This is a genomic window from Adlercreutzia aquisgranensis (assembly GCF_943193145.1).
Taxonomy (GTDB): Bacteria; Actinomycetota; Coriobacteriia; order Coriobacteriales; family Eggerthellaceae; genus Xiamenia; species Xiamenia aquisgranensis.
Genome location: NZ_CALPDA010000006.1, coordinates 86,767 through 110,110, shown reverse-complemented (window position 1 = coordinate 110,110; position 23,344 = coordinate 86,767). Strand labels below are relative to the sequence as shown.

The 23,344-nt window shown below is 66.1% G+C and carries 17 protein-coding genes; 7 read left to right on the top strand and 10 right to left on the bottom strand.

What is annotated here, in order from left to right; translation table 11 throughout:
• Nucleotides 1-58: 58 nt before the first annotated feature.
• The 5 genes from NFR41_RS04955 to NFR41_RS04935 form a co-directional block, all read right to left on the bottom strand.
• Nucleotides 59-931, bottom strand: coding sequence for a dimethyl sulfoxide reductase anchor subunit family protein (locus tag NFR41_RS04955; RefSeq protein WP_160305102.1), 873 nt, complete (start codon nucleotides 929-931; stop codon nucleotides 59-61).
• Nucleotides 932-943: 12 nt separating this feature from the next.
• Complete coding sequence (gene dmsD / locus NFR41_RS04950; protein ID WP_251230946.1) at nucleotides 944-1,576, bottom strand: Tat proofreading chaperone DmsD; 633 nt, start codon at nucleotides 1,574-1,576, stop codon at nucleotides 944-946.
• 12 nt (nucleotides 1,577-1,588) lie between these two features.
• On the bottom strand, nucleotides 1,589-2,215 hold the full coding sequence (locus tag NFR41_RS04945) for a DMSO/selenate family reductase complex B subunit (RefSeq protein ID WP_251230945.1): 627 nt from the start codon (nucleotides 2,213-2,215) through the stop codon (nucleotides 1,589-1,591).
• Between the two features lie 109 nt (nucleotides 2,216-2,324).
• Nucleotides 2,325-2,948, bottom strand: a complete 624-nt coding sequence (locus NFR41_RS04940) for a DMSO/selenate family reductase complex B subunit (RefSeq protein ID WP_160213545.1) — start codon at nucleotides 2,946-2,948, stop codon at nucleotides 2,325-2,327.
• A 15-nt stretch (nucleotides 2,949-2,963) separates the two neighbouring features.
• On the bottom strand, nucleotides 2,964-5,441 hold the full coding sequence (locus NFR41_RS04935) for a DMSO/selenate family reductase complex A subunit (protein ID WP_251230944.1): 2,478 nt from the start codon (nucleotides 5,439-5,441) through the stop codon (nucleotides 2,964-2,966).
• 342 nt (nucleotides 5,442-5,783) lie between these two features.
• Here NFR41_RS04935 and NFR41_RS04930 point away from each other — a divergent pair, with 342 nt between their 5' ends.
• Nucleotides 5,784-7,445, top strand: a complete 1,662-nt coding sequence (locus tag NFR41_RS04930; protein ID WP_251230943.1) for a helix-turn-helix domain-containing protein — start codon at nucleotides 5,784-5,786, stop codon at nucleotides 7,443-7,445.
• A gap of 191 nt (nucleotides 7,446-7,636) precedes the next feature.
• Here the strand turns inward: NFR41_RS04930 and NFR41_RS04925 are convergent, their stop codons facing one another.
• The gene (locus NFR41_RS04925) at nucleotides 7,637-9,079 is read right to left on the bottom strand and encodes a phosphohexomutase domain-containing protein (RefSeq protein WP_251230942.1); all 1,443 of its coding nucleotides are present in this window, start codon (nucleotides 9,077-9,079) and stop codon (nucleotides 7,637-7,639) included.
• A 288-nt stretch (nucleotides 9,080-9,367) separates the two neighbouring features.
• Between NFR41_RS04925 and galE the strand changes: the two genes are divergently transcribed.
• Nucleotides 9,368-10,582, top strand: coding sequence for a UDP-glucose 4-epimerase GalE (gene galE / locus NFR41_RS04920; protein WP_251230941.1), 1,215 nt, complete (start codon nucleotides 9,368-9,370; stop codon nucleotides 10,580-10,582).
• 48 nt (nucleotides 10,583-10,630) lie between these two features.
• On the opposite strand, the gene NFR41_RS10500 is transcribed toward galE, so the two are convergent.
• The gene (locus tag NFR41_RS10500; protein WP_285833853.1) at nucleotides 10,631-12,259 is read right to left on the bottom strand and encodes an LCP family protein; all 1,629 of its coding nucleotides are present in this window, start codon (nucleotides 12,257-12,259) and stop codon (nucleotides 10,631-10,633) included.
• Nucleotides 12,260-12,752: 493 nt separating this feature from the next.
• Between NFR41_RS10500 and NFR41_RS04905 the strand changes: the two genes are divergently transcribed.
• From NFR41_RS04905 to pknB, 5 genes are all read left to right on the top strand, one after another.
• Complete coding sequence (locus NFR41_RS04905) at nucleotides 12,753-14,243, top strand: FHA domain-containing protein (protein WP_251230940.1); 1,491 nt, start codon at nucleotides 12,753-12,755, stop codon at nucleotides 14,241-14,243.
• Between the two features lie 27 nt (nucleotides 14,244-14,270).
• Nucleotides 14,271-14,684, top strand: a complete 414-nt coding sequence (locus tag NFR41_RS04900; RefSeq protein WP_160213540.1) for an FHA domain-containing protein — start codon at nucleotides 14,271-14,273, stop codon at nucleotides 14,682-14,684.
• Nucleotides 14,684-15,871, top strand: a complete 1,188-nt coding sequence (locus NFR41_RS04895) for a Stp1/IreP family PP2C-type Ser/Thr phosphatase (protein ID WP_251230939.1) — start codon at nucleotides 14,684-14,686, stop codon at nucleotides 15,869-15,871. Before NFR41_RS04900 ends, NFR41_RS04895 begins: the two co-directional genes overlap by 1 nt.
• Nucleotides 15,868-18,672 (top strand): FtsW/RodA/SpoVE family cell cycle protein, encoded by a 2,805-nt coding sequence (locus tag NFR41_RS04890; RefSeq protein ID WP_251230938.1) that lies wholly within the window; start codon nucleotides 15,868-15,870, stop codon nucleotides 18,670-18,672. The genes NFR41_RS04895 and NFR41_RS04890 overlap by 4 nt, the downstream gene beginning before the upstream one ends.
• A 135-nt stretch (nucleotides 18,673-18,807) precedes the next feature.
• On the top strand, nucleotides 18,808-20,937 hold the full coding sequence (gene pknB / locus NFR41_RS04885) for a Stk1 family PASTA domain-containing Ser/Thr kinase (RefSeq protein WP_432762692.1): 2,130 nt from the start codon (nucleotides 18,808-18,810) through the stop codon (nucleotides 20,935-20,937).
• Nucleotides 20,938-21,099: 162 nt separating this feature from the next.
• Here the strand turns inward: pknB and NFR41_RS04880 are convergent, their stop codons facing one another.
• The 3 genes from NFR41_RS04880 to NFR41_RS04870 form a co-directional block, all read right to left on the bottom strand.
• Nucleotides 21,100-21,321 carry a BAG1 BAG family molecular chaperone regulator 1 gene (locus NFR41_RS04880; RefSeq protein WP_251230936.1) on the bottom strand — a complete coding sequence of 74 codons (222 nt, stop codon included), beginning with the start codon at nucleotides 21,319-21,321 and terminating at the stop codon, nucleotides 21,100-21,102.
• A 389-nt stretch (nucleotides 21,322-21,710) separates the two neighbouring features.
• A complete protein-coding gene (gene rplQ / locus NFR41_RS04875; RefSeq protein ID WP_160213537.1) occupies nucleotides 21,711-22,352 on the bottom strand; it encodes a 50S ribosomal protein L17 in 642 nt (213 codons plus the stop codon).
• A 12-nt stretch (nucleotides 22,353-22,364) separates the two neighbouring features.
• The gene (locus NFR41_RS04870; protein ID WP_160213536.1) at nucleotides 22,365-23,315 is read right to left on the bottom strand and encodes a DNA-directed RNA polymerase subunit alpha; all 951 of its coding nucleotides are present in this window, start codon (nucleotides 23,313-23,315) and stop codon (nucleotides 22,365-22,367) included.
• Nucleotides 23,316-23,344: the final 29 nt, after the last annotated feature.

Below are 23,344 nucleotides of genomic sequence, written 5' to 3'. Positions count from 1 at the left end.
GCCAGCGCCGCGAACGGGCACGCCTTCCCGAAGAAGTGCGCCCGCCGGAAACGCGCCCTCAGATTCCCAGCCCGATGGTCAGGTGCGACATGTAGAACGTGAAGCGCATGACGAACAGCCCCGCCAGCACGAGAGCGCTCGCGCAGGCCATCCTGACGACAAGGCTCCTCCCCCGGGCCCGCAGACCGCGGAACCCCACGAAAAGCCCAGCCGCGGCCAGCACCGCGAACGCCGCGATGAACGCCGCGTAGTTCGGCACCAGCTCGGGCACGCTCGCTAGCTCGTTGGAGACCGGCGCCAGCTGTACAGCCATGACGGCGTACACGGCCAGGTTCGCCGCAAGGGCCGCCGCCGAGAGCCCCAGAAGCCTGCCTCCCCATGGCGCGCGCCCCGGCTCGAAGCGCGCCGCCGCAAAGCCCAGGCACGCCAACACCGGACCGCCCATCAGGGCGTTCGCGAACAGCGAGATCGGCACCAGGGGATGGCTCCACGTGGGGACGGTGCCCACGTTGTAGGCGAAGGCCGTCGCCGCGACGAACGCGAGCGCCGCCGCGTTGGTAGCGATGACGGCCGCCCGCTGCAGCCGCCGGCGGGGCCGCTCGGCGAAGGAGTACAGCCAGTACACGCCGGCGAGGGCCAAAAACACCACGGCGCAGAAGACCTCGGTGGAAAGGGGGCTTTTGCCCACGGCCGTGAACACGTACAGGGCGTTCGAGGGGTTGCCCAGGTGCGTCGCCGACGCGACGAGCCCCACCATGGTGACGGCCAGCAACAGCCACGACGACCTGTCGAGGTGCTCGCGCTCCTCGTCGGTGGCGCGGCCGAAGGCGATCGGCAGGTTCGCCAGCACGTAGGCGAGCGCCCCGGAAGGCGCCAGCGTCGTGAACAGAACCAGGGTGATCTCGCTGAAGGCGGTGGGGAAACCGGTCATGGGCGCATGCGCCTACCGGTAGAAGCGCGGCAGGGTCACCTGCAGACCCCGAGTCCGCCCGATGCCCTCCAGCGTCGCGCGGGTCAGCTGGGCCAGCCCTTCGTAGAACGGATGCGCCGACTCCTCCCCCAGCTCGTCGAGGTAATGGGGAGCCCAGGTGAGCAGGTGCTCGGAAAGAAACTCGTCCAGGCTCTCCGGCTTCTCGCGGGCGAGGTAGGCCATGAGCGCCAACATGAGCCCGATGTGGTCCTCGGGCGTGCGCTCGTCGGCGGTGCGCTCCACGCCCTCCTTGCGCATGAACGCGCGCAGGGCCAGGGTGCTCTCGCCGAACACCACCGACTCCACGTCGGTGTAGACCGACCCCCACGGGGGAACCGGCAGATGCCCCGGTCCCACGAACAGCCGGCGGTACTCCCATACCAGCTCGTCGGCGTCGGGGCCGTCGGCGAGCCCCGCCTTCATCAAATCGAACGCCGCAGCCGCCTGCGCCTCGTCGACGAAGGGCCACTCCTTCGCGGCGGCGTCGACGTCCAACTGCCCCAGAGCGGCGAACGCCTCGCCGGCGTCGCCCTTTCGCGGATCGTTCAAGAAGAACGGCGCCAGCGTGGACCCGGCGAACTCGATGGCTTCCATTTCCTCGGTCATCGCTTATCCCTTCTAGACGATTTCTCGGACGTTCGCCACGGCGCCTTCGCGCGCAACCCGTTCGGCATCGGCGCGGACGCAGGCCGGCTTCGTGACCACCAGACTCGGAGAAGTGGCCGAGGAGTCAGGAAGCGGCAGAAGGTCGCTCTCCTCCCCGTAGCGTCGGCGCAGCTCGTCGACAGGCCCGAAGTCCAGGGCGCGCAGCGGGCACGCCTCCACGCAGACGGGCCGCTTGCCCTCCCGCACGCGCTCCACGCATCCGTCGCACTTCACGCTGTGGCCCGCCTCCCGGTCCACCTTCGGCGCCCGGTAGGGGCACGACAGGGCGCAGTACCCGCACCCGATGCAACGCCGCTCGTCGACGGTCACGATGCCGTCCTCGTCCTTGCCCATGGCCCCGGTGGGGCATACCTGGGTGCAGATGGGGTGCGCGCAGTGGTTGCAGGCCGAGGACACGTAGTAGGCGAAGACGTCCTGCGCCGGCAGACCGTCGGCGCCGACGCTCCAACCGCCCCCGACGTACTCGTAGACCTGCCGAAATGAAATCGACGGCGAAAGGTCGTGGTAGTCCTTGCATGCGAGCATGCAGGTCTTGCACCCGGTGCAGCGAAGCCCGTTGAAGTGAAACCCGTGCTGCACCTTGCCTCCTCCCTCCGGCACATCCCCTCAAAAGACACTGGCGACCTTAAGCATCATAGCCCAGGTCGCCAGCGCGCTCAGCCCTCGAGCCTCACTCTACCGCATCCCTCTACTTGATTTCGCGCGGATTCTGCTCGTCGCCGCTCGTATCGCCGACCTTCTTGGCGTTCACGGGAAGCGTGATCACCAGGTTCGGCTTCGTCTCGCTGGCCGCCGGCAGCGGGGCCACCTCAGCGTCGGTGCCGTACTTGGCGCGCAAATCATCAATCTTGCCGAAGTCCAGGGCACGCAGCGGGCACGCCTCGACGCAGACGGGCTGCTTGCCCGCGGCCACGCGGTCGGCGCACATGTCGCATTTGACCGACTTCTTCTTGGTGGCGTCCACCTTCGGGGCGCCGTAGGGGCAGGAGTTCGCGCAGGTCCCGCAACCGATGCACATCTCGGGATCCGAGAACACCTCGCCGGTGGCCTCGTCCTTGCCGATGGCCCCCTGCGGGCACATCTCCATGCAGGCGGGCGCATCGCAGTGATTGCAGGCCACGGACACGTGGTAGGTGAAGGCGTCGGTCGTCCAGCAGCCGCTGGCGTCCTGCTTCCACGAGCCGCCGCCGAACTCGTGCACATTGCGGAAGTTGATGTCGTTGGGCAGGTCGTTCTTATCCTTGCAGGCGAGCACGCAGGTCTTGCAGCCGGTGCATCGCGTCCCGTCGAAATGAAAACCGTACTGGGCCATGGTTGTCTCCCCCTCTTACGCCTTCGCGATCTGGCCGATGTTGCTGTGCTGCGGGTTGGCCTTGGCCAACGGCGACGGACGGTACTTCGTCAGCGTGTTGATGCATCCGCCGTGGTCCACCTTGTCGCCCGCCATGTCGGCGTCGTGCCACATGCCCTGCGGGATGCTCACGTTGCCCGGGATGACGCGCGGGGTGACCTTGGCCTCGATACGGATCTCGCCGCAGTCGTTGAACACGCGGATCGTGTCGCCGTCCTTGATGCCGCGAGCTTCCGCGTCGATGGGGTTGACCCAGGCCACATGATGGGCGGCCGTCTGGATGACCTCGTTGTTGGCGTAGCTGGAATGGGTGTGCGCCTTGTAATGGAAGCCCGTGATCTGCAGCGGGTACTCCTCGGTGCAGGCCTCGTAGCCCAGGAAACCGGGGTCGTAGATGGGAAGCGCCGTGACAACCTCGTCCTCGGCCAACTCCCAGGTCTCCTCGAAGCCGGCCAGCTTCTCGGAGTAGATCTCGATCTTGCCGGAGGGCGTCTTCAGCGGGTTGGCAACCGGATCCTCGACGAAGGCCTTGAGCGACAGGTTCACTTCGGGCTTGCGCTTCCACACGCCCATCTTGTAGCCCTCTTCCCAGGTGGGCATGTTCCAGTCGGCGTGCTTCTCGCGGCACTCGTCGTAGATCTGGCGCAGCCAGTCCTCGCGGGTCTTGCCCTCGGTGAACGCCTCGCCCACGCCCAGACGGTCGGCCAGGTCGGCGCACACCTCGTAGATGCCGCGGCGCTCGAACTTCGGCTCGTAGACCGGAGCGCCGAAGATGACGGCGATCATGTTGTCCGAATAGCCGTCGGAAGAGATGGACAGCTGCTCCTGGGAGGTGAGGTCGGGAATGATGATATCGGAGTACTTCGCGGAGTCGGTCATAAAGATCTCGGACGTGACGATGAACTCCACCAGGCTCTCGTCGGCCAGGATGTCGTGGGTGTAGTTGATGTCCGAGTGCTGGTTGGTCAGGCAGTTGCCGGCGTAGTTCCAGATGAGCTTGATGGAGGCGGACATCTTGTCGGCGCCCTGCACGCCGGCGTTGAGCGCGGTCAGCTCCTCGCCGTGCAGGATGGCGTTGGGCCATTCGAAGGTGGGGATGTTCGTCTTGACCGGGTTCTCGCCCGTGGGGATCATGCCCAGGCCCACAGACATGGATCCCTCGCGACGGCCGTCGGAGGTGCCGGGCTTGCCGATCTGACCGAGCAGCTGCGGCAGCACCATGATGGCGCGGGCCGTGATCTCGCCGTTGGCGCGACGCTGCGGGCCGTAGCCCTGGCAGATGTAGCAGGGGTCGGACTCGTGCATCTCGCGGGCCAGATCGACGATGCGCTTCTCGGGGATGAGCGTGATGGCCGCGGCCCAGGCCGGCGTCTTGGGCGTGCCGTCGGGGCCGTTGCCCAGGATGTAGTCCTTGTAGGAGGCGTTCTTGCCCTTGGCGGACTCGGGCAGGGTCTCCTCGTCGTAGCCCACGCAGTAGGTGTGCAGGAACTCCTCGTCGGCCCAGCCGTTGTTGATGATCTCGTAGGCCAGCGCCGCGCACAGGGCGCCGTCGGTGCCGGGACGGATGGGAATCCACTCGCCGCCCTGGCCGCAGGTGGTGTCAGTCATGCGCGGGTCGATGTTGATCACGCGGCAGCCGGTGGTCTCGCGGACGTAGGCGAAGTCATGGGTGTGCGCGCCGCCGCCCATGCGGGTGTCGGCCGGGCTGTCGCCGAACATCACGACCAGCTGGCCCGGCTGGATGGTCAGAAACGAGCTGCCGTAGGAGCCGCCGCCGTAAGTGTAGGTGCCAGCTGCGGAGATGTGGGCCGAGCTGTACGACCCGTAGTAGTTCAGCTGGCCGCCGGTGAGGTTCAGCAGGCGCTTGACGGGGTTCGCCTGCACCTGGCCCTGGCACACGCCGGAGGAGTAGTGGCACGTCATGGCCTCGTCGCCGTAGGTCTCGCGGATGCGCTTCATCTCGGAGGCGATGGTGTCGAGCGCCTCGTCCCACTCGATCTCCTCGAACTTGCCCTCGCCGCGCTTGCCCACGCGCTTGAGCGGCTTGTTCAGGCGGTCGGGGCTCTGCAGCCAGCGGCGGATGGAACGGCCGCGCAGGCAGGCGCGCAGCTGGGGCTCGCCCAGCTCGGCGGAGCCGGTGTTGTCGGATTCGACGTAGGCGATCTCGCCGTCCTTCACATGGCACTGCAAGGCGCAGCAGCTGCCGCAGTTGACGGCGCAGTGCGTCCAGACGACGGTGTCGTCCATCGGCGCCGCGGAAGCCTTCGTGGGCACCCGTTCGGGTTCGGCTTCGGGGGTCTTCGGCTGCTCGGGCTTCTCTTCCGGCTTCTCGGGAGCCGGCGACGAGCAGCCGAACATGGAAGCTGCACCGAAGGTTGCAGCCCCCAGGCCGGCCAGCGCCGAGCCCTTCACGAACGTCCGTCGGGATACCGCGGTCTTCCCATGATCGGTCATGGTGCCTCCCTCTCTTCTCGTTCCCTCTTCGTTCCCTCTTCCGGACCCGTCACGGGCCCGCGTCCGGACGGCCCAGCCGCCCCGACAGCGCCGATTGTAGGGCACCGACGCGGGCGAGTTTGTCACATAACCCATGTGAATTTTGCATTCTCCCTGCTCAGATATATTTCTTAATCGAAAGTATTATGAAGTCCCTCATAGGTTAGCCTCCCGCGTACCGTTATACTGCTCGAAGGGGAACGGCCGTCCGCCGGCGCAGGCGCGACGAACCGACCCCCGTCGCGCCCCGGCCGGATTGCGAGGCGCGCGGAACGGAAGCGTCTGCCGCAGCTTGGGAGAACCGTGGAACTGCCCGCCGCCATACAGGCCGTAAGGCCCGATTTGCCCTCGCTCGGCTACGGGCTCTTCCTCGCCATCAACGCCGCCAGCGTCTGGGGCGGCGTGTTCCCCTTCCTGCCCATGGGCTTCCAGACGCCCGACATCCTGCTGCACTTCTTCGCCGCCCAGTCCCTCGCCTTCGCCGTGACGTTCTTCGCCAGTGCTGCGGGCACCTACCTCTTCCCCGACGGCGCGCGCCGTTTCATGGTGAAAGCCGTGGCCGCTCCCCACATCATCGGTTGGTCCTCGCTCATCGGCGCCATCTACCTGGACGAGGCCGCCCTGGCGCTCGTCACCGCGGGCGGCGTGCTGCTCGGCATCGGATCGGCGGGCTTCTACATGCTCTGGCAGCGCCTGTTCGCCAGCATGGACGCCCACGAAGGGAACCACACGCTCATCAGCGGCACCGCCTGGGGGTCGATCTTCTACTTCGCGCTGCACCTCATCCCCGTGGCCGTGACGGCCTATCTCATCCCGCTCGTCTTCCTGCCGCTGTTCGGCCTGGCCATCGTGCTCATGAGCCGCACCATCGACCTCGACCAGCCCATGTTCGAAGACGTGCCCAAGGAACATCCGCGCACCTACAAGCACGTGATCGCCTGCGTGTGGCGCACGGCGCTGGCCATGGGGGCGCTCGGGTTCTGCACCGGCATCATGCGCTCGCTCGCGACGGCGGAACCGCAGGTGGGAGCCTTGGTGAACGTACTTTCGATGCTGGCGTCGCTCATCGCCGCGCTCATCCTGCTCGGCGTGCTGAGCGCGAAGAACGTCCATCTGAACGTGGCCGTGTCCTACCGGGTCTTCTTCCCGCTGGTCACCTCGGCCTTCGTGCTGCTGCCGCTTCTGGGTTCCACCTACGTCCAGGTGCTGGCCGCGGTGCTGTACGCCCTGTGGTCTGTGGTCATCATGCTCATGATGATCCAATGCGCCCAGGTGTCGCGCGACGGGGGCATCAACCCGGTGTTCATCTACGGAGTGTTCGGGGGCATCGTCTACGCCCTGCACGACGTGGGGTTCATGGGCGGGTCGTTCGTCGAGCAGCTGTCGATGTTCCACATCCCGTCGCTGGCGCTCGTGGCCATCGTGGCCGTCTACTTCCTCGGCATCATGTACTTCGTGGGCGAAGGCGGCTTCCGTTCCGCCATCGCCGAAGGGTCGATGAGCCAGATCGAGCTGCTCTCCTCGCGACCGCGTGCGGCGAAGCGCCCTGTCGCCGTCGAGCCGGGCGAGACTTCGGGCGCCATGCAGGAGGGCGCAGCCGCGCGCAGGGCGGAGGCGAAGCAGGCGAGCGCGGAAGCCGAACCGCAGGCCGAGGGCACGACCCCCGCAGGCGGCGCCTCCCTCGGGCGCGCCGCCGTGCCCGAGCGCGACGACGCCGCCACCTACCGCGACCGCTTCTCGAAGCAGATGGCCCGCGTCCGCGAGCATTTCGGCCTGTCGGCTCGCGAGACCGAGGTGGCCGAGCTCATCGCCCGCGGCAACTCCGTGGCGCGCATCGCCGAGATGCTCGTCGTGTCCGAGAACACCGTGCGCACCCATTCCAAGCGCATCTACACGAAGCTCGGCATCCACAAGCGACAGGAGCTCATCGAGCTGGTGGAGGGGTTCAACCCCAGCGACCAGTAGAGACCCAGTATCCCATACCGCGATCGACGTTTCTACCAACCGCAGAATGGCAGAAACGTCGCTCGCGTCGCCGCTTTTGGTAGAATCGTCGTCTCAGGAATCGTTTCCCCAGGTCGGCTTAAAAAGAATGACGTTTCTGCCAACAAACCAGCGGCAGAAACGTCATTCGCGACAGGAAAGCAGTGCAGCCGTTACGCCCGTTCCACCACGCGCTTCGCCTCGGCGATGAGCGACGCCACCTCCTCGGCGGTAGGTGCCTCCGCGTAGATGCGCACCAAAGGCTCGGTGCCGCTCGGGCGCATCATCACCCACGCATCGCCTTTGAGCAACAGCTTCACGCCGTCGCGCCGGTCAATCCGCTCCACGGCAATGCCGTCGAAGGCGTCGGGCTCGTAGGTGCCGGCGGGCAGCACGCGCTGCCGAAACGCCGCCATCTGGTCGTCGGAGAGGGACAGGCCCTCGCGGGTGAACTCCATGCGGCCCACCTTCGCGAACATGTCGTCGACGAGCTGGCCGAGCGTGCGGCCCTTCTGGGCCATGGTCTCGCACAGGAGCAGCGCCATGAGCAACCCGTCGCGCTCCATCACGTGCCCGGGGATGCCGATGCCGCCCGACTCCTCGCCGCCCAGCAGCACGCCGCCCTTCTGCATCTCGGCGTAGATCCACTTGAAACCGACGGGGGTGCTCACGAATTCCAAGCCGAGCGCGTCGCACATGCGTTTGAGCATGGCCGACGCCGTGACCGTGGAGACCACCTTGCCGGTCATGCCCTTGTCCTCGGCCAGGTGCTGGGTGATGAGCGTCATGATGCGGTGCGGGTTCACGAAGTTGCCGTGCTCGTCCACAGCCCCGATGCGGTCGGCGTCGCCGTCGTTGATGAAGCCCGCGTCGAAGCCGAGCTCGGGCACCTTCGCGATGCAGCGGTCGACCCACGGCGGAATGGGCTCGGGGTGCAGCCCGTCGAAGGTGGGGTCGGCGTCGTTGTCGATCTCGGCCACTTCCACGCCCAGATCGCGCAAGAGGTCCGCCAGGTAGTGGCGCCCGGCGCCGTAGAGCGGGTCCACCACCACGCGCAGTCCCGCATCGCGGATGGCCCGCTCATCCACCATGCCGCGCAGCGCCTGTAAGTACGGGGTCATAAGGTCGACCACCTGGTAGCAGCCGCGCTGGTCGGTGGGCACGCCCTCGTCGGCCGCCAGCACCGCCTCCACGCGGCCGGTGAGCTCGGGACCGGCGGCGCCGCCGTCGGCCAGACGCAGCTTCACGCCCAGGTACTCAGCCGGGTTGTGGCTGCTCGTCAGCATGATGCCGCCCACCGCGTCGGGGTCGTGCGCCACCGACCAGCACAGCGTGGGCGTGGGGCAGTAGTCCTGCGTCAACTTCACGGCGAAACCGTGGGTGGCGGCCACTTCGGCGGCCAGCTCGGCGTAGGCGTGGGCGTTCAGCCGGCAGTCGTGCCCGACGATGAGCGTGCCGGGGTCGTCGAGCGAGCGCCCCGCGGCCACCGCGTCCTCCTTGAACACGCGCGCCGCAGCGTCGACCACGCGCACGAGGTTGGGCTCGGTGAACCCCTCCCCAATGATGGCCCGCCAGCCGTCGGTTCCGAAATGGATGTCGCTCGCCGCTTCTCCCATAACCTTCTCGCTTCCTTTCCGCAGCTTCGTCGCGCCGCCGTGCACAAGGCGCGTTCCATGCACCGATGCCAAGTATAGCCAATCGGAAAAGCCCGGGACCCGACCCCACGAAAACGGCGAGGGCCGACAGCGTCTCTCCTCGCCGGCACGCCGGCGAGGGCAGATGAACCGTAACAGTGCACAAGCGGAGGGTTTTGCGGGATTTTGCGCAGAACTCTCCGCTTGTGCACTGTGCGACGCCCGAACTGGTAGCATGGGCCGCAGGCCGACAGCGTGAAAGGAACCGTCATGGCGAACAAGAGCCTCTCGAAAGCCCCCGAGCAGACCACCATCCTGGTGACCGGAGGCGCTGGCTTCATCGGCAGCCACACCGTGGTGGAACTTCTGGCGAAGGGCTACCGCGTGGTCATCGTGGACGACCTGAGCAACTCCAGCCGCGAGGCCGTCTGCCGCGTGGGCACCATCTCCGGCGTGGAGCCGATGTTTCCCGACCTGGCCTCCCAGGAGCTCGCCGAAGCCGCTGCCGCGCTGGCCGGCGCACAGGTAATCGATGCCACCCCCGGTCCCGAGCTCGTCTTCTACGAAGCCTCCATCCTGGACCGCCCCGCACTGGAAACCATCTTCACGCTGCATCCCGTAGACGCTATCATCCACTTCGCCGGCTTCAAGGCAGTGGGGGAGAGCGTGGAGAAGCCGCTCGAATACTACTGGAACAACATCGCCGGCACCCTCGTGCTGTGCGACGTGGCCCGCAACCACGGCGTCAAGAACATCGTGTTCTCCTCCAGCGCCACGGTCTACGGCGAGCCGGAGTTCGTGCCCATTACGGAAAACTGCCCCAAGCACACGCCCACCAACCCCTACGGCCAGACGAAATCCATGCTGGAGCAGGTGCTCACCGACCTCTACATTGGCGACAGCGAATGGAACGTGGTGCTGCTGCGCTACTTCAACCCCATCGGCGCCCACGAAAGCGGCCTCATCGGCGAAGACCCCAAGGGCATCCCGAACAACCTGCTGCCCTACGTGGCCCAGGTGGCCGTGGGCAAGCTGGAGCGCGTAGGCGTCTTCGGCGACGACTACCCCACCCCCGACGGCACCGGCGTGCGCGACTACATCCACGTGGTCGACCTGGCACGAGGCCACGTGGCGGCCCTCGACTGGATGGGCGGCAAGGTGGGCACCGGCGAGGCCATCGGGCTGGGCTCCATAGCCGGAACCCCCGCCGAAGACGGCACCCGCCGCGGTGTGGGGATCTTCAACCTGGGCACCGGCACCGGGTCGAGCGTCCTCGACGTCATCCACGCCTTCGAGAAGGCCTGCGGCCACGAGATTCCCTACCAGGTGCTGCCGCGCCGCGCCGGAGACATCGCCGCCTGCTACGCCGACGCCTCGAAGGCCCGCGACGAGCTGGGTTGGGTGGCCGAGTACGACATGGAGCGCATGTGCCAGGACGGCTGGCGCTGGCAGTCCACCAACCCGGACGGCTACGGCTGCAACTAACTTCTAGCGTGCTGCACGCATCATTTCGCGGCGCCTGCGCCTGCGGCCCTAGGCTGCCTGGGCGACGCCGTCGGCAGCGGGGGCTGCACCCTGCGCGCCGTCGGACGGCGTGCCTGCCTCCGGACCGGGATCGGGGGTAGGCTCGGGAGTCGTCGGAGCCGGGTCGGGCGTGGGCTCGGGGGTGGGATCGGGCACCACGGGCTCGGGCTCGGGGGTGGGCTCGGGCTCCGGCTCGGGAACGACGGGGTCACTGTAGCTCGGGTCGGGCTCGGGCTCCGGCGTCGGTTCGGGAGTGGGTTCGGTGTAGGTGTACTGGGGCGCGGGCTGCCACGAGCTGCCGGACGAATCGTTCTGCGAGCCCGCGCTCGCGTCGTCCTCGCCGGAAGGCCCGTTGGAGACGATCTCTGACGGGTCGTCGCCGGCTTCCACCACCTTCATCATCTCGGCGGTCATGTCCTTATCGTTGATAACGTAGGAAATCTCACCGATTGTGCGCGTGTAGGAGGGCACCAGCGCCGAATAGACGGTGAGCTTGCCCTTGCCCTTGAACTGCTGAGCAAGACCCAGGATATCCTGCACGGACAGGTCGGTGGTCACGCACTTCGACGCCGCCTCGATCACCTTGGGCAGGTCGGCGACGTTCATCTTGAGCACCTTATCGACAATGGCTTCGATGAGCTGTCGTTGGTTGGCCGTACGGGTGAAGTCGCCGTCGGCGTAAGCGCGGCTGCGGGCGAACACCAGCGCCTGCTCGCCATCGAGGTGCTGCAGGCCCTCCTCGATGACGATGTCGGCGGTATAGTAGTCCGAGCGGGTACGGTCCGCATCTGCGTCGTCGATGGTCTCGGACACCTCCACGTCCACGCCGCCCACGGCGTCCACCAGCTCCACCAAGTCGTCGAAGTTCACCTCGGCGTAATGGGAGATGTCAACGCCCAGAAGCTTCTCGGCCTCCGTAATCACCAGGCCTGCGCCGCCGAAGTTCAAGGCGGCGTTGAACTTGTTCGTACCGTAGTTCTCCAGCTCTATCTTGGTGTCGCGCGGAATGGAGACCATGGTCACCTGGTTGCGCTGTGGGTCCACGCGCACCACGATGTTGGTATCGGAACGAGCGCCCTCCACCGAACCGTCGGAGCGACGGTCCGACCCGATGAGCAGCATGTAGAACGGCTCGTCGAAGGTAGTGCCCACAGGCACGCCGGAAGCAGGCTTCAAGGCGTCGCTGATCCCGTCGATTTCCTTCTGGGTCATGTTGCCCTTGTTGAGCTTCTCGTTGATGGAGTCAACGTACATGGCGAAGGCGGTGCCGGCGCCCATGGCACACACGAGCACCAGCACGATGGCAGCTATCACGAAGCGCCGCGACTTCTTGGCCTTGTTGTTGGAGTAATGCTCGTTGTAGCGGGAGTACTGCCCCGTAGCCGTCTGGTTTGCATAAGCCTTGCTCGCCGCCGAATGCTGGTTTGCGGGGTTGAAGGCAGGGCGCCAAGCGCCGGCGGGGGCAGCGGCGCGAGAAGCACCGTAACCGCCCGAAGCAGCCTGGTGGACGCGGGTCTGGTCGGGAACAAACGCCGGCTGCCTTCCCGTTTGGGCCGCCTTCGACACCCGGACGGCACGCACCGAGGGAGGGACATGAGATGACCGCCCGTAAGGCGGCCGAGGGTTGCTTGGCGTCATAAACCCGTCTCCTTAACCGGACAGGGCCGCCAGCTTCGGCACACGCGCACCCGTCCGCTTCCTTCTCTTCGCAACGGAGCAAGCTCCGTCCCCACGCTCATATACCATAGGTATTGTATCACGGGCGAAAAAGTCACTACATAGTGGGGATGGGCGCCCAGGCAATGGACATGAAACAGGCACCAAACGCACACGTGCCCTACGGGTTTTCCACAACCGAGCACACACGAGCCGCACGCGCAGCCGCCCTAAGCCGCCTCCTCCCCGCGACTTTGCACCCAAATGGACCAACCTTAGGGTTTCGTGGCAATTGCGTAGAATAGAGGGCGGCAAACGGCAATCTATGGCATGATATGAGCTTACGAAAATGCAGGTTATCGCAACAGTTTGCCACACCGGCGCCTTGCCCTTGCGGCATCGGGCGCATCAGGTGCCAAGCGCCGCGATACCCGGATACGCCGAAACCGCACCGCAAACGAAGCAAGGAGAGTCAATGGGCTTTTTCTCGAAGGTCGAAGGAAAGATGGAGGACACGTTCGAGGGCGCTGCCGACAAGATGTTCGATGCCCCCATCTCCCCCGTCCAGATCGCCAAGAAAGCCGAGAAGCAGATGCGCCGCGAGAAGATGGTCGGCGCAGGCAAGCAGTTCGCCCCCACCCTGTTCACCGTGCTGGTCAACGAAGAGGACGACCGTCGCCTGTTCGGCTACTACCCCACGCTGGCCGGCGAGACCGAGACGTTCCTTGCCGCCAAGGCCGCCGAGCAGGGCCTGGTCATGGACGGACAGCCCCTGGTGCGCTTCATCGTGGACGACGGGCTGAAGCGGGGCAAGTTCGACGTCATCGCCGAACCGGTGGCCGCGCCCATCGTCTCGCAGCTGCGGGCCGAGGAGATGCAGCGCTACGGGCTGGTGGGCCACTCCAACGGCTTCCACGGCGGCCCGAACGGCTACGCCCCCGCTGCAGCGCCTGCGCCCCAGGCCCAGGGCTATGTCGCAGGACGCTACACCCAGCGTCCGCCGCAGCAGACCTACCGCCCGGCGCCTAGCCCCTACGAGGCCTACGAACCGGAGAACCTGCACGACCAGCCCCTACCCTACGTGCCGCAAGACGAGATAGACTACTCCATCGACTACGGCGAGTACACCTTCAACAGCCGCGACTTCGCCAGCGACCAGGCAAACGACCAGGCCGTGGCCGCCAGCTCGCAGCCTCTGGGACAGGGCCGCTACGCCGCGCCCCAGCAGGCCCAGGCTCCGTCGACCCCGTTCGGCCAGACCCGCGAAGCCATCGCCTCCCAGCCCTTCGCCCAGCAGCAGGCGCCGTCGCGCCCCCTGGGCGCGCAGCCCCAGGCCCAGGCAGTCTCCCAGCCCTTCGGCCAGCAGCAAGCCCAGGCTCCCTCCCGCCCCTTCGCTGCCGGCGGAGAGCCTCGCGCCGCCCATGCTGTCCATAGCGCCCAGGCGCCGTCGCTGCCGTTGAGCCAGGAGCAGATCGCCTCGCTGCCGGCCAACCAGGCCCATGCGCTCTCGCAGCCCTTCCCCAACGGCCACCCGGCTGCCGCAGTCGCCGGCGTTGCGGGGGCAGCGGCGGTGGCCGGCGCAGCCCGCGGCCAAGCGGCGTCGCATCCTTTCGAGGCGCTGCCCAGCGTGCCCATCCGCGCGGCCAGCACCGTCCCCGTGGGCTCAGGCAACCGCGCGGCATCCCCGATCGCCACCCTGGTGGACGCCGTCACCGGCGTGTCCTACCCCCTCACGCAATCGAAGGTGAGCCTGGGACGCGAAGCGGACAACACCGTGCAGGTGCGCGACATCAACGCCTCGCGCCACCACGCCGAACTGGTGCTGCAGCCCCAGGGCGTCTGGGTGGTCACCGACCTGGGGTCCACCAACGGCACCCTGGTCAACGGCCAGGAAGTGGCCACCATGCCCCTGAAGTACGGAGACCGCATCACCCTGGGAACCACCGAGCTCATGCTCCAGCCCTAGACCGCAGGCCAGAGAAACGAAGCTTCCATGATCGACATCGTTTTGCTCATCGTCCGGCTGCTCTTCGTCGCCATCCTGTACGTGTTCCTCTTCGCCATCATGAAGACGGGCATCGGGCTTGTGCGCGGCCAGCGGAAGAAGGAGCGCACGTGGAAGCTGTCGGTGGAGCGCGGGCCCAAGGAGCTGCGTGGCGTGTCCATGGTGGTGCGCGGCCCGGTCATCGTGGGGCGCGCCCCGGGGGCCGACATCGTGGTGGGCGCCGGCTACGTGTCGGGGCGCCATGCGCGCTTCCAGCCCATGGGGCAAAACCTGTTCGTCGAGGACCTGGGATCCACGAACGGTACCAGTGTAAACGGTAGCTTCATCGCCGACCCGGTCGCCCTGCGAGATGGCGATGTCATCACGGTGGGCGACGTATCAATGAGGGTACGGTACAACTGATGGCCAAGAAGTCCTACACCTCCACCCAGCATACGCGCAAGGGCCACCTGACCCCCTTCGGCAGCCGCACCGACGTGGGCTGCCTGCGCGACCACAACGAGGACAGCCTGGCGGTGAGCCCGCCTCTGTACGTGGTGGCCGACGGCATGGGCGGCCATGCCGCGGGGGAGGTAGCTTCCGAAATCGCCGTGAACACCATCGTGGCCGCCGCACCGGCCCACGCCGACGCCCAAGGTCTGGCGGACGCCGTGGTGGAGGCGAACCGCGAGGTGATCGAGGCCAGCCACGACGAACGGGGCCGCGAGGGCATGGGCTGCACGGTCACCGCCGCCCTGCTGGAAGGCGAGCGCCTGGTCATCGCCCAGGTGGGAGATTCCCGCGCCTACCTTATGCACAAAGGAGAGCTGCAGCAGGTCACCCGCGACCACAGCCTCATGGCTGAGCTCATCGAAGCCGGAGACATCACGCCGGAAGAGGCGCGCGTGCACCCGAAGCGCTCGGTGATCACCCGGGCCCTCGGCAGCGACCCGCTCATGCAGCCGGACATCTACGAGCTCAACGTGGAAGCCGGCGACCGACTGCTTCTGTGCTCCGACGGCCTGTCCACCATGCTCACCGACGACCGCATCGCCAACACCCTCGGACGCATAGGAGACGCGCAGCGATGCGCGTCGCAGCTGGTCAACGAGGCCATCGAAGCGGGCGGCTACGACAACATCACCGTCATCGTAGTGGACATCGACGGCTTCAAGGAGAAGCACCGCAAGAAGGCGGCGGTGAAGACGAAGCTCTCCGTGCTGCTGTGCATCCTGCTGCTCGTAGCCGTGGCGGCAGGCGCCGTCTTCGCCGGCAAGGCCTACGTGGAGAACTCGGCCTACCTGGGCATACACCAGGGCAAGGTGGCCATCTTCCGCGGCGTGCCCGGCGAGGTGCTGGGGCAGAGCTTCTCGCAGCTCGAACGCCAGACCGACGTGTCCGCAGGCGATCTGCAGCCCGGCACCATCAACCGCCTGAACAGCGGCATCCCCGTGGACAACCTGGCCGCCGCCGAAGCGCTGGTGGAAACCTACAAGCAGGAGGCGCAGACCCGCACGGGCAAGACCGCAGAGTCTGACGAGGACGCCGACGGCAAGAGCGCCAACGGCGAGCAAACGGAAGGCCCCGGCGGCGAAAGCGCGGCGCAATGACGCGCAGGAACCTGGAACTCATCCTGCTGTTCCTGGCAGCTCCCCTGGTCATCGCGCTGTTCGCCATGATTGCGCTTAACCAGGACCAGCCGCTCAACATGAACACGCTGGGAGTGCCCCTGGGCATCTTCGCCGCGTTCTTCGTCGCGCATCTGTCCATCCGCAAGCTGGCGCCCGACGCCGACTCCGCCATCCTGCCCATCGCCTTCGCGCTGTCGGGCATCGGCATCGCCTTCGTCACGCGCCTGACGCCCAACCTGGCCGTCAACCAGCTGATGTTTCTGTTCATGGGCATCGGCTGCATGATCGTGGTGCTGGCTGCAAGCAAGCATTTGCACAAGATTGTCAACTACAAGTACACACTCATGCTGCTGGGCTTCTTGCTGCTGCTTTCGCCGCTGATCCCGGGCCTTGGCCAGGAGATCTACGGAAGCCGCATCTGGATTCACCTTGGCAGCTACTCCTTCCAGCCCGGCGAGCTGGCGAAGATCCTCATCGTGCTGTTCCTGGCCGGCTACTTGGCCCAGAACCGCGAGATGCTCTCCGTGTTCACCCTGCGCGTAGGGCCGCTGCGCCTGCCGGACTTCCGCACGCTGCTGCCCCTGCTGCTCATGTGGGGCATGGCCCTCGTCATCGTAGTGTTCGAGAAGGACCTGGGAAGCGCGCTCGTCTTCTTCCTGGTGTTCCTGACCATGCTCTACGTGGCCACGGGCAAGAAGCTCTACGTGATCACCGCCCTGGGGCTCATCGCCATAGGCGGCGTCTTCGCCTACGGCGCCTTCGACCACGTGCAGGTGCGCGTGGCTACCTGGCTTAACCCCTTCGCCGACGCGCAGAACACCGGCTACCAGCTCACCCAGGCCCTCTACTCCATCGCCGACGGCGACCTGTTCGGCGTGGGCGTGGGCCGCGGCCTGGCGGGGGCCATCCCCATCCCCGTGGTGGAGAGCGACTTCATCTTCGCCGCCATCGCCGAGGAGATAGGCCTTCTGGGAGCGGCCGGGATCCTGCTTCTGTACCTGTGCCTGGCCATCCGCGGCTTCGTCACCGCCGCCCGGGCCAAAAGCGACGTCAGCTCCTTCGTGGCCGTGGGCGCCACCGCGCTCATCGTGCTGCAGGCGTTCATCATCGTGGGCGGCGTCACGCGGCTCATCCCCCTCACGGGCCTGACGCTGCCCTTCATCAGCCAGGGCGGCTCGTCGCTTCTGGCCAGCTTCATCGCCGTGGCGCTGCTGCTGCGGGCCGGGGACGAGGGCACCGGCGTGGAAACCGAGATGACCACCACCTCCATCTCGTCGGCCCACGGCGGCACCGGCGTGCTCGGCCGCATATCCCTGGGTCGCCGGCTCACCGGCACCCTCATCGTCATCGCGCTCATGTTTGCGGCGCTCGTGGCCAACCTCACCCTCATCATGGTGGTGCAGGCGGGCGAGTACCAGAACATGGCCGGCAACAACCACACCATGATGAAGGAGGCCCGCAACCACCGCGGCACCATCGCCACCTACGACGGCGTGGTGCTGGCGGAAAGCGTCCTCACCGACGAGGGCACCTACGAGCGCGTCTACCCTGCCGGCGACCTGGCGGCCCATATCGTGGGCTACGCTTCGGACCAGTACGGCACCTCCGGCATCGAGCAGAGCTTCAATGACACCTTGAAGGGCGACCGCAACTTCGCCACCTGGACCGACGTTTTGAAGAGCCTTGCCGGCTCGGGCGTGGACGGCAACGACGTCACCCTCACCATCAACTCCACCATCCAGCAGGCCGCCCAGGACGCCCTGGTAGGCAACGTGGGCGCCTGCGTGGTGCTGGACCCGAAGACCGGCGCTGTACTGGCCATGGCCTCCTCCCCCACCTACGACGCCTCCCAGTTCGCCGAGCTGCTGCAGGCCGCCGCCGAAGGCAACGTCGACGACGACAGCGCCATGCTCAACCGCGCCACCCTGGCGCTGTACGCCCCGGGCTCCACCTTCAAGATGGTGTCGTTGGCCACCGCCTTGCAGGACGGGGTGGCCACGGCCGATTCCGTCTACAACTCCCCGGGCACCATGGACATCGGCAACGCCCCGGTCACCAATTTCGACAGCATCGACTACGGCCAGATCACCCTGCGCCGCGCCACCGAGCTCTCGTCCAACACCGTCTTCGGCCAGCTTGGCGTGGAGATGGGCGCCGAGCGTCTAGTGAAGGGGGCGGAGGCCTTCGGGTTCAACGACCCCCTCGACTTCCAGCTGCCGCTCTACACCTCGCTCATGCCCGACCCCGCCGACATGACCACCTGGGAGACAGCTTGGGCGGCGGCCGGCGAACCTGTGGGCGAGAACGAGACCGACAATCATCCCAGCCCCGCCGGACCCCAGGCCACGGTGCTGGAGATGGCCCTGGTGGGCGCCGGCATCGCCAACGAGGGAACCATCATGAAGCCCTACCTGGTTGACGGCATCTACGGGGCCAACGGCGCCCGCAGCTTCACGGCCAGCCCCTCCAAACTCCTCGACGCCATCTCGCCCGACACCGCCGCCACCGTGACCGACATCCTGAAGGGCGTCGTCACCAGCGGCACCGGCACCCTGGCCGCCGTAAGCGGCGTGGAGGTAGCGGGCAAGACCGGCACCGCCGAGAAGGACACCGGCGACGACAGCTGGTTCGTCGGCTTCGCGCCGGCGGACAACCCGCAGGTGGTGGTGGCCATCGTCATCGAGAAGTTCGAGGCGAACGGCCAGGGCCGCGAGAACTCCGGCGCCGCTAAAGCGCAAAACGTGTTGAATACGGCTTTGCAGGTGCAAGGAGTTTTGTAGATGAGGTATCCTGATATGCTACAGGTAATTGCGCGCTCGTTCCGTAACACCGCTTCGGGGAACGCTCGCTGCTCCATACTGAATAACGCGCACGAACCAGCATGGGCCAAAAGGAGTTAAAACGTGACCGGGAACATGATTGGCAGGGTGTTCAACAACCGCTACCGTATCACGGAGCGCATCGGCATCGGCGGCATGGCCGAGGTCTACCAGGCGCAGGACGAGGTCCTCGGGCGCTTGGTGGCCGTGAAGGTGATGCTGCCGCAGTACGCGGCCGACCCCGTCTTCACCAAGCGCTTCAAGCAGGAGGCTGCCGCTGCAGCCAACCTGTCCAACCCCTACATCGTCAACGTCTACGACTGGGGCCAGGACGACGGCACCTACTACATCGTCATGGAATACATCCGCGGCTCCGACCTGAAGACCGCCATCAACGAGCGCGGCGCCATCAACCAGCGCAAGGTAGCCGAGATCGGCGCCCAGGTATGCCAGGCGCTCACCACCGCCCACGGCCTTGACATCATCCACCGCGACATCAAGCCGCAGAACATCATGGTGCAGCCCGACGGCAACGTGAAGGTCATGGACTTCGGCATAGCCCGGGCGAAGAACTCGGTGATGACCAAGACCTCGTCTGTGCTGGGCACCGCCCACTACATCTCGCCCGAACAGGCCCAGGGACGCGAGCTCACGGCCGCCAGCGACATCTACTCGCTGGGCGTGGTCATGTACGAAGCCTGCACCGGCCAGCTGCCCTTCGACGGCCCCGACGCCGTGTCCGTGGCCATGCAGCAGGTAAACGACCTGCCCGTTCCCCCCTGCGACGTGAACCCCGATCTGGATCCGGCGCTTGAGGCCATCATCCTGAAGGCCATGGAGAAGAACCCCGACATGCGCTTCGCCACGGCCAAGGACATGCGCGCGGCGCTCATGGACTACCTTGCCGGGCGCCCCGTGCAACTGGGTAACTTCAACAGCGCCGAGACCTCGGTCATGGGCGCTATGGGGGCCGCAGGCGCCGGGATGGCCGGAGCCGGTATCGCCGGCACCGCCGTCATGACCGCCGTCGGCAACGGCCAGCATCGCGACTTCGACGCCGGGTACAACGCGCCCGGCCAGGGGCGCTCCGCCAGCTACCGCCCCGAGCCCGACAACCGCTCCGGCAACGGAAACGGCCCCAAGGCCGTCAAAGCCGTCCTGGGCCTGGTGCTCGCCATCGCGGCCATCGCGGCCATCGCCTTCTTCGTCATGAATGCCCTGGGGTCTCCCGAATCCGACAAGCCCGATGCCATCGTGGTGCCTAGCGTCGTGGACGACAACGTCGACGACGCCCGCAAGAAACTGGTGGATCTGGGCTTTACCGTGGACGTCGAGGAAGTGAACAACGACACGGTGGAGCCGGGCATCGTCATCAGCCAAGACCCCACCAGCGGCAAGAAGATGGATCCGGGTACCCTGGTGAAGCTCAAGGTGTCTAAAGGCACCGAGCAGGTGCCCGTCCCCGACGTAAGGGGACGCACCGCCGACGAGGCACGCAAGCTCATCCAAGAGGCGGGGCTTAAGGCCGAGGCCGGTGCGGCCGAGTACAGCGACAGCGTCGACAAGGACAAGGTCATCCGCACCAGCCCCGACGCCGGCACCGAGGTGTCGAAGAACTCCACGGTCACCTACTACGTGTCCCTGGGCAAGGAGGGCTCGGATGTGCCCTCCGTCGTGGGCAAGTCACTCACCGACGCCATCGCCACCCTCAACGGGGCCGGGTTCGAAGTGGATATGAACAACCTCACCTACGTAAGTTCCGACCAGCCGAAGGACACCGTGATCAGCCAGCTGCCCTCCGGCGGTTCGAAGGAGGACAAGTCCACGATAGTCACGCTCACGCTTTCCAGCGGACCCCAGAAGAGCACCTACTACGTGTCCGTGAACAGCAACGGCGGAGGCACCGTGTCCGCCAGCGCCTCCCAGGTGGAAGAGGGCGGCCAGGTCACCGTCACCATCACCCCCTACGACGGGTTCGTGGTTGCTTCCACCTCGGGCATCGACGGCGTCAGCTCGTCGGGCGGCACCTACACTATCCGCCCCACCGGCGATGTCACCATCTACGTGGACTTCCAGCAGTCGCAGCCGAGCGCTCCCGAACCCGAAAACCCCGGTACCACCAACCCGGGCACGACGGATCCGGGCACTCAGCAGCCGGGCGGCAACGAAGGCGGCGGCAACGGTGATGCGCAAGGCGGAACCAGTGCGCAGAACGAGGCCGCCTAGATAGCCGGGCTGCACGCCAGCCCGCACCTAAGGCAAGCGATTTGGGTCGGCGCTACCGGCCTCTGAGAGCAAGAGAATCCCCCCGGTTCGCGCGAACCGGGGGGATTCTCGTTTCAAGGTGAAAAGCAGGCTTAAACCGCCTCTCGTTGCGTCTTGGGGGATTTAGCTCAGACGCTTCTCGACCTCGGCCTCGATCTTGTCGCTTGCACCCTCGGCAGTCTCGAACGCGAAGGCGGTTTCGGCGGCCTCGGCTGCGGCCTGAGCATCGCCCATAGCGTCGAAGTCCTCTACCGATGCGATGGCCTCCTGCCGAACCTCGTCCTCGATGCGACGCAGATCGTCCTCGGCGTAGGCGTCCAAACGCACTTCCTTGCTGTCAGCCATGATGAGCTCCTTCCAGGCGGCGCGACCTTCGTTGCGCGTCGCGTCTTTCCCGAGGCCATGTACCATATAAGCGCACGTGGCCCAACGATTACCGAACGGCTCCATTGTAGGCCCGCGCGCCCCGCCCAGGCGACCACCAAGGCGAAACGGAAGGGCAACGCTTGCGTGACGCCGGAAGGATCGCACTGCAAGACCCCAGCACCCCCTCCCTTAAGGAGACTCAATAAGCAAACCGCGCGGCAGGATGCGGCGCCGGCGAAGGCCACCGCCGCCAGTACGCCTTAAGACCGGGGAGAAGGTCCACTCAGCAAGGCTCAGTGCCGGAAAAAGAAAGCGGGCCGCCCAATCGGACGGCCCGCTTATCGCGTGTCTTGCAGGAGAGAGCTTGGCTACTCGGCCTTGTCCTTCTCCTCGTTCTTGGCAGCCTCAGCGTCGGCGGCAGCAGCCTCCTCGGCAGCGGCTTCCTCGGCCTTGACCTCCTCGGCGGCTTCGGCCTTTTCGCCCTCGACGGCAGCCTCTTCGGCGGCCTTCTCCTGGCCCTCGGCCTCCTTGGCCTCCACAGCCTCTTCCGCCTTCTCCTCTTCGGCGGTCTCGGCCTTGGCGACCTTCTTCGGGGTGGTCTTCTTGGCAGCCTTCTTAGGCGCAGGCTTCTCCTCAGCCTTGGCCTTCACAGGCTCGGTCACCAGCTCCATGATGACCATGGGAGCGTTGTCGCCCTTGCGGTTGCCCAGCTTCATGATGCGGGTGTAGCCGCCCTGGCGATCGGCGAACATGCCCTGGGAGACCTTCTCGAAGACCTCGCGCACCAGCTCCTTGTCGCCCAGGGCCGCAATGGCCAGACGGCGGGAGTGCAGGTCGCCCTTCTTCGCCCAGGTGATGATCTTGTCTACGTCGGGACGAATCTCCTTGGCGCGAGACTCGATCGTCTTGATGCGGTCGTTGGTGAACAAGGCCTGAACCAGGCTCTTCTTCATAGCCTTGGTGTGGCTGAAGTCGGTGCCAAGCTTGCGGCCCTTGTAATTGTGTCGCATATCTACCCTCTTCTACATTTTCAAGTTGAGGTCCATGGAAATGAGCTTGTCCTTCACTTCCTCGATGGACTTCGCGCCAAAGTTGCGGATGTTCAGCAGGTCGTTCTCGGAGAACTCGACCAGCTGACGCACGGAATGGATGCCGGCACGCTTCAGACAGTTGTAGGAACGCACGGACAGGTCCAGATCCTCGATCTGCTTGTCAAGCTCGGCATTCGTCTCCTGGCCTTCGGGAGCGAAGATGGAAGCAACCTCGGCCTCTTCGTCGTCCGCACTGGCGGACAGGCCCAGGAAAGCGCCCATGTACTGGTTGACGATATTCGCCGCACGGCAAACCGCCTCGGTAGGGTCGATGGATCCATCGGTCTCCACCTCGAGCACCAGCTTGTCGTAGTCGGTGCGCTGGCCCACGCGGGTATCCTCCACGTTCATGGTGCAGCGACGTACCGGCGAGAACAGGGAGTCCACATGGATGACCCCGATGGAATCCTCGGAGCGCTTGTTGCGCTCGGCGCTAACGTAGCCGCGGCCGACTCCGATACGGATGGACATGTCCAGCTGGCCGCCGTCTGCAACCGTAGCGATGACGTGATCGGGGTTTACCAAGCTGAACTCGGTGGGAACCTGCAGATCAGCGCCGGTAACGACGCAAGGGCCCTCGACGGACAGGTGCGCGACCGCTTCCTCAACGTCGTCAGTAAGGGCCGAAAAGACCAAGCCCTTCACGTTCAGAACGATGTCGGTGATGTCCTCGATAACGCCTTCCGCCGTAGTGAACTCGTGCTGCACGCCCTGGATCTGGATGGCCGTGGCCTTCGCCCCGTCGAGAGAGGAGAGCAGAACGCGACGCATGGTGTTGCCAAGCGTCGGGCCGTAGCCGCGCTCCAGGGGCTCGACGACGTAGCGAGCGACGGTGTCGCTGACTTCTTCGGTGATAACCGTAGGCCTCATGAACTCTGTCATGTTGGGTAAGCCTCCTAACTCTGCAGCGT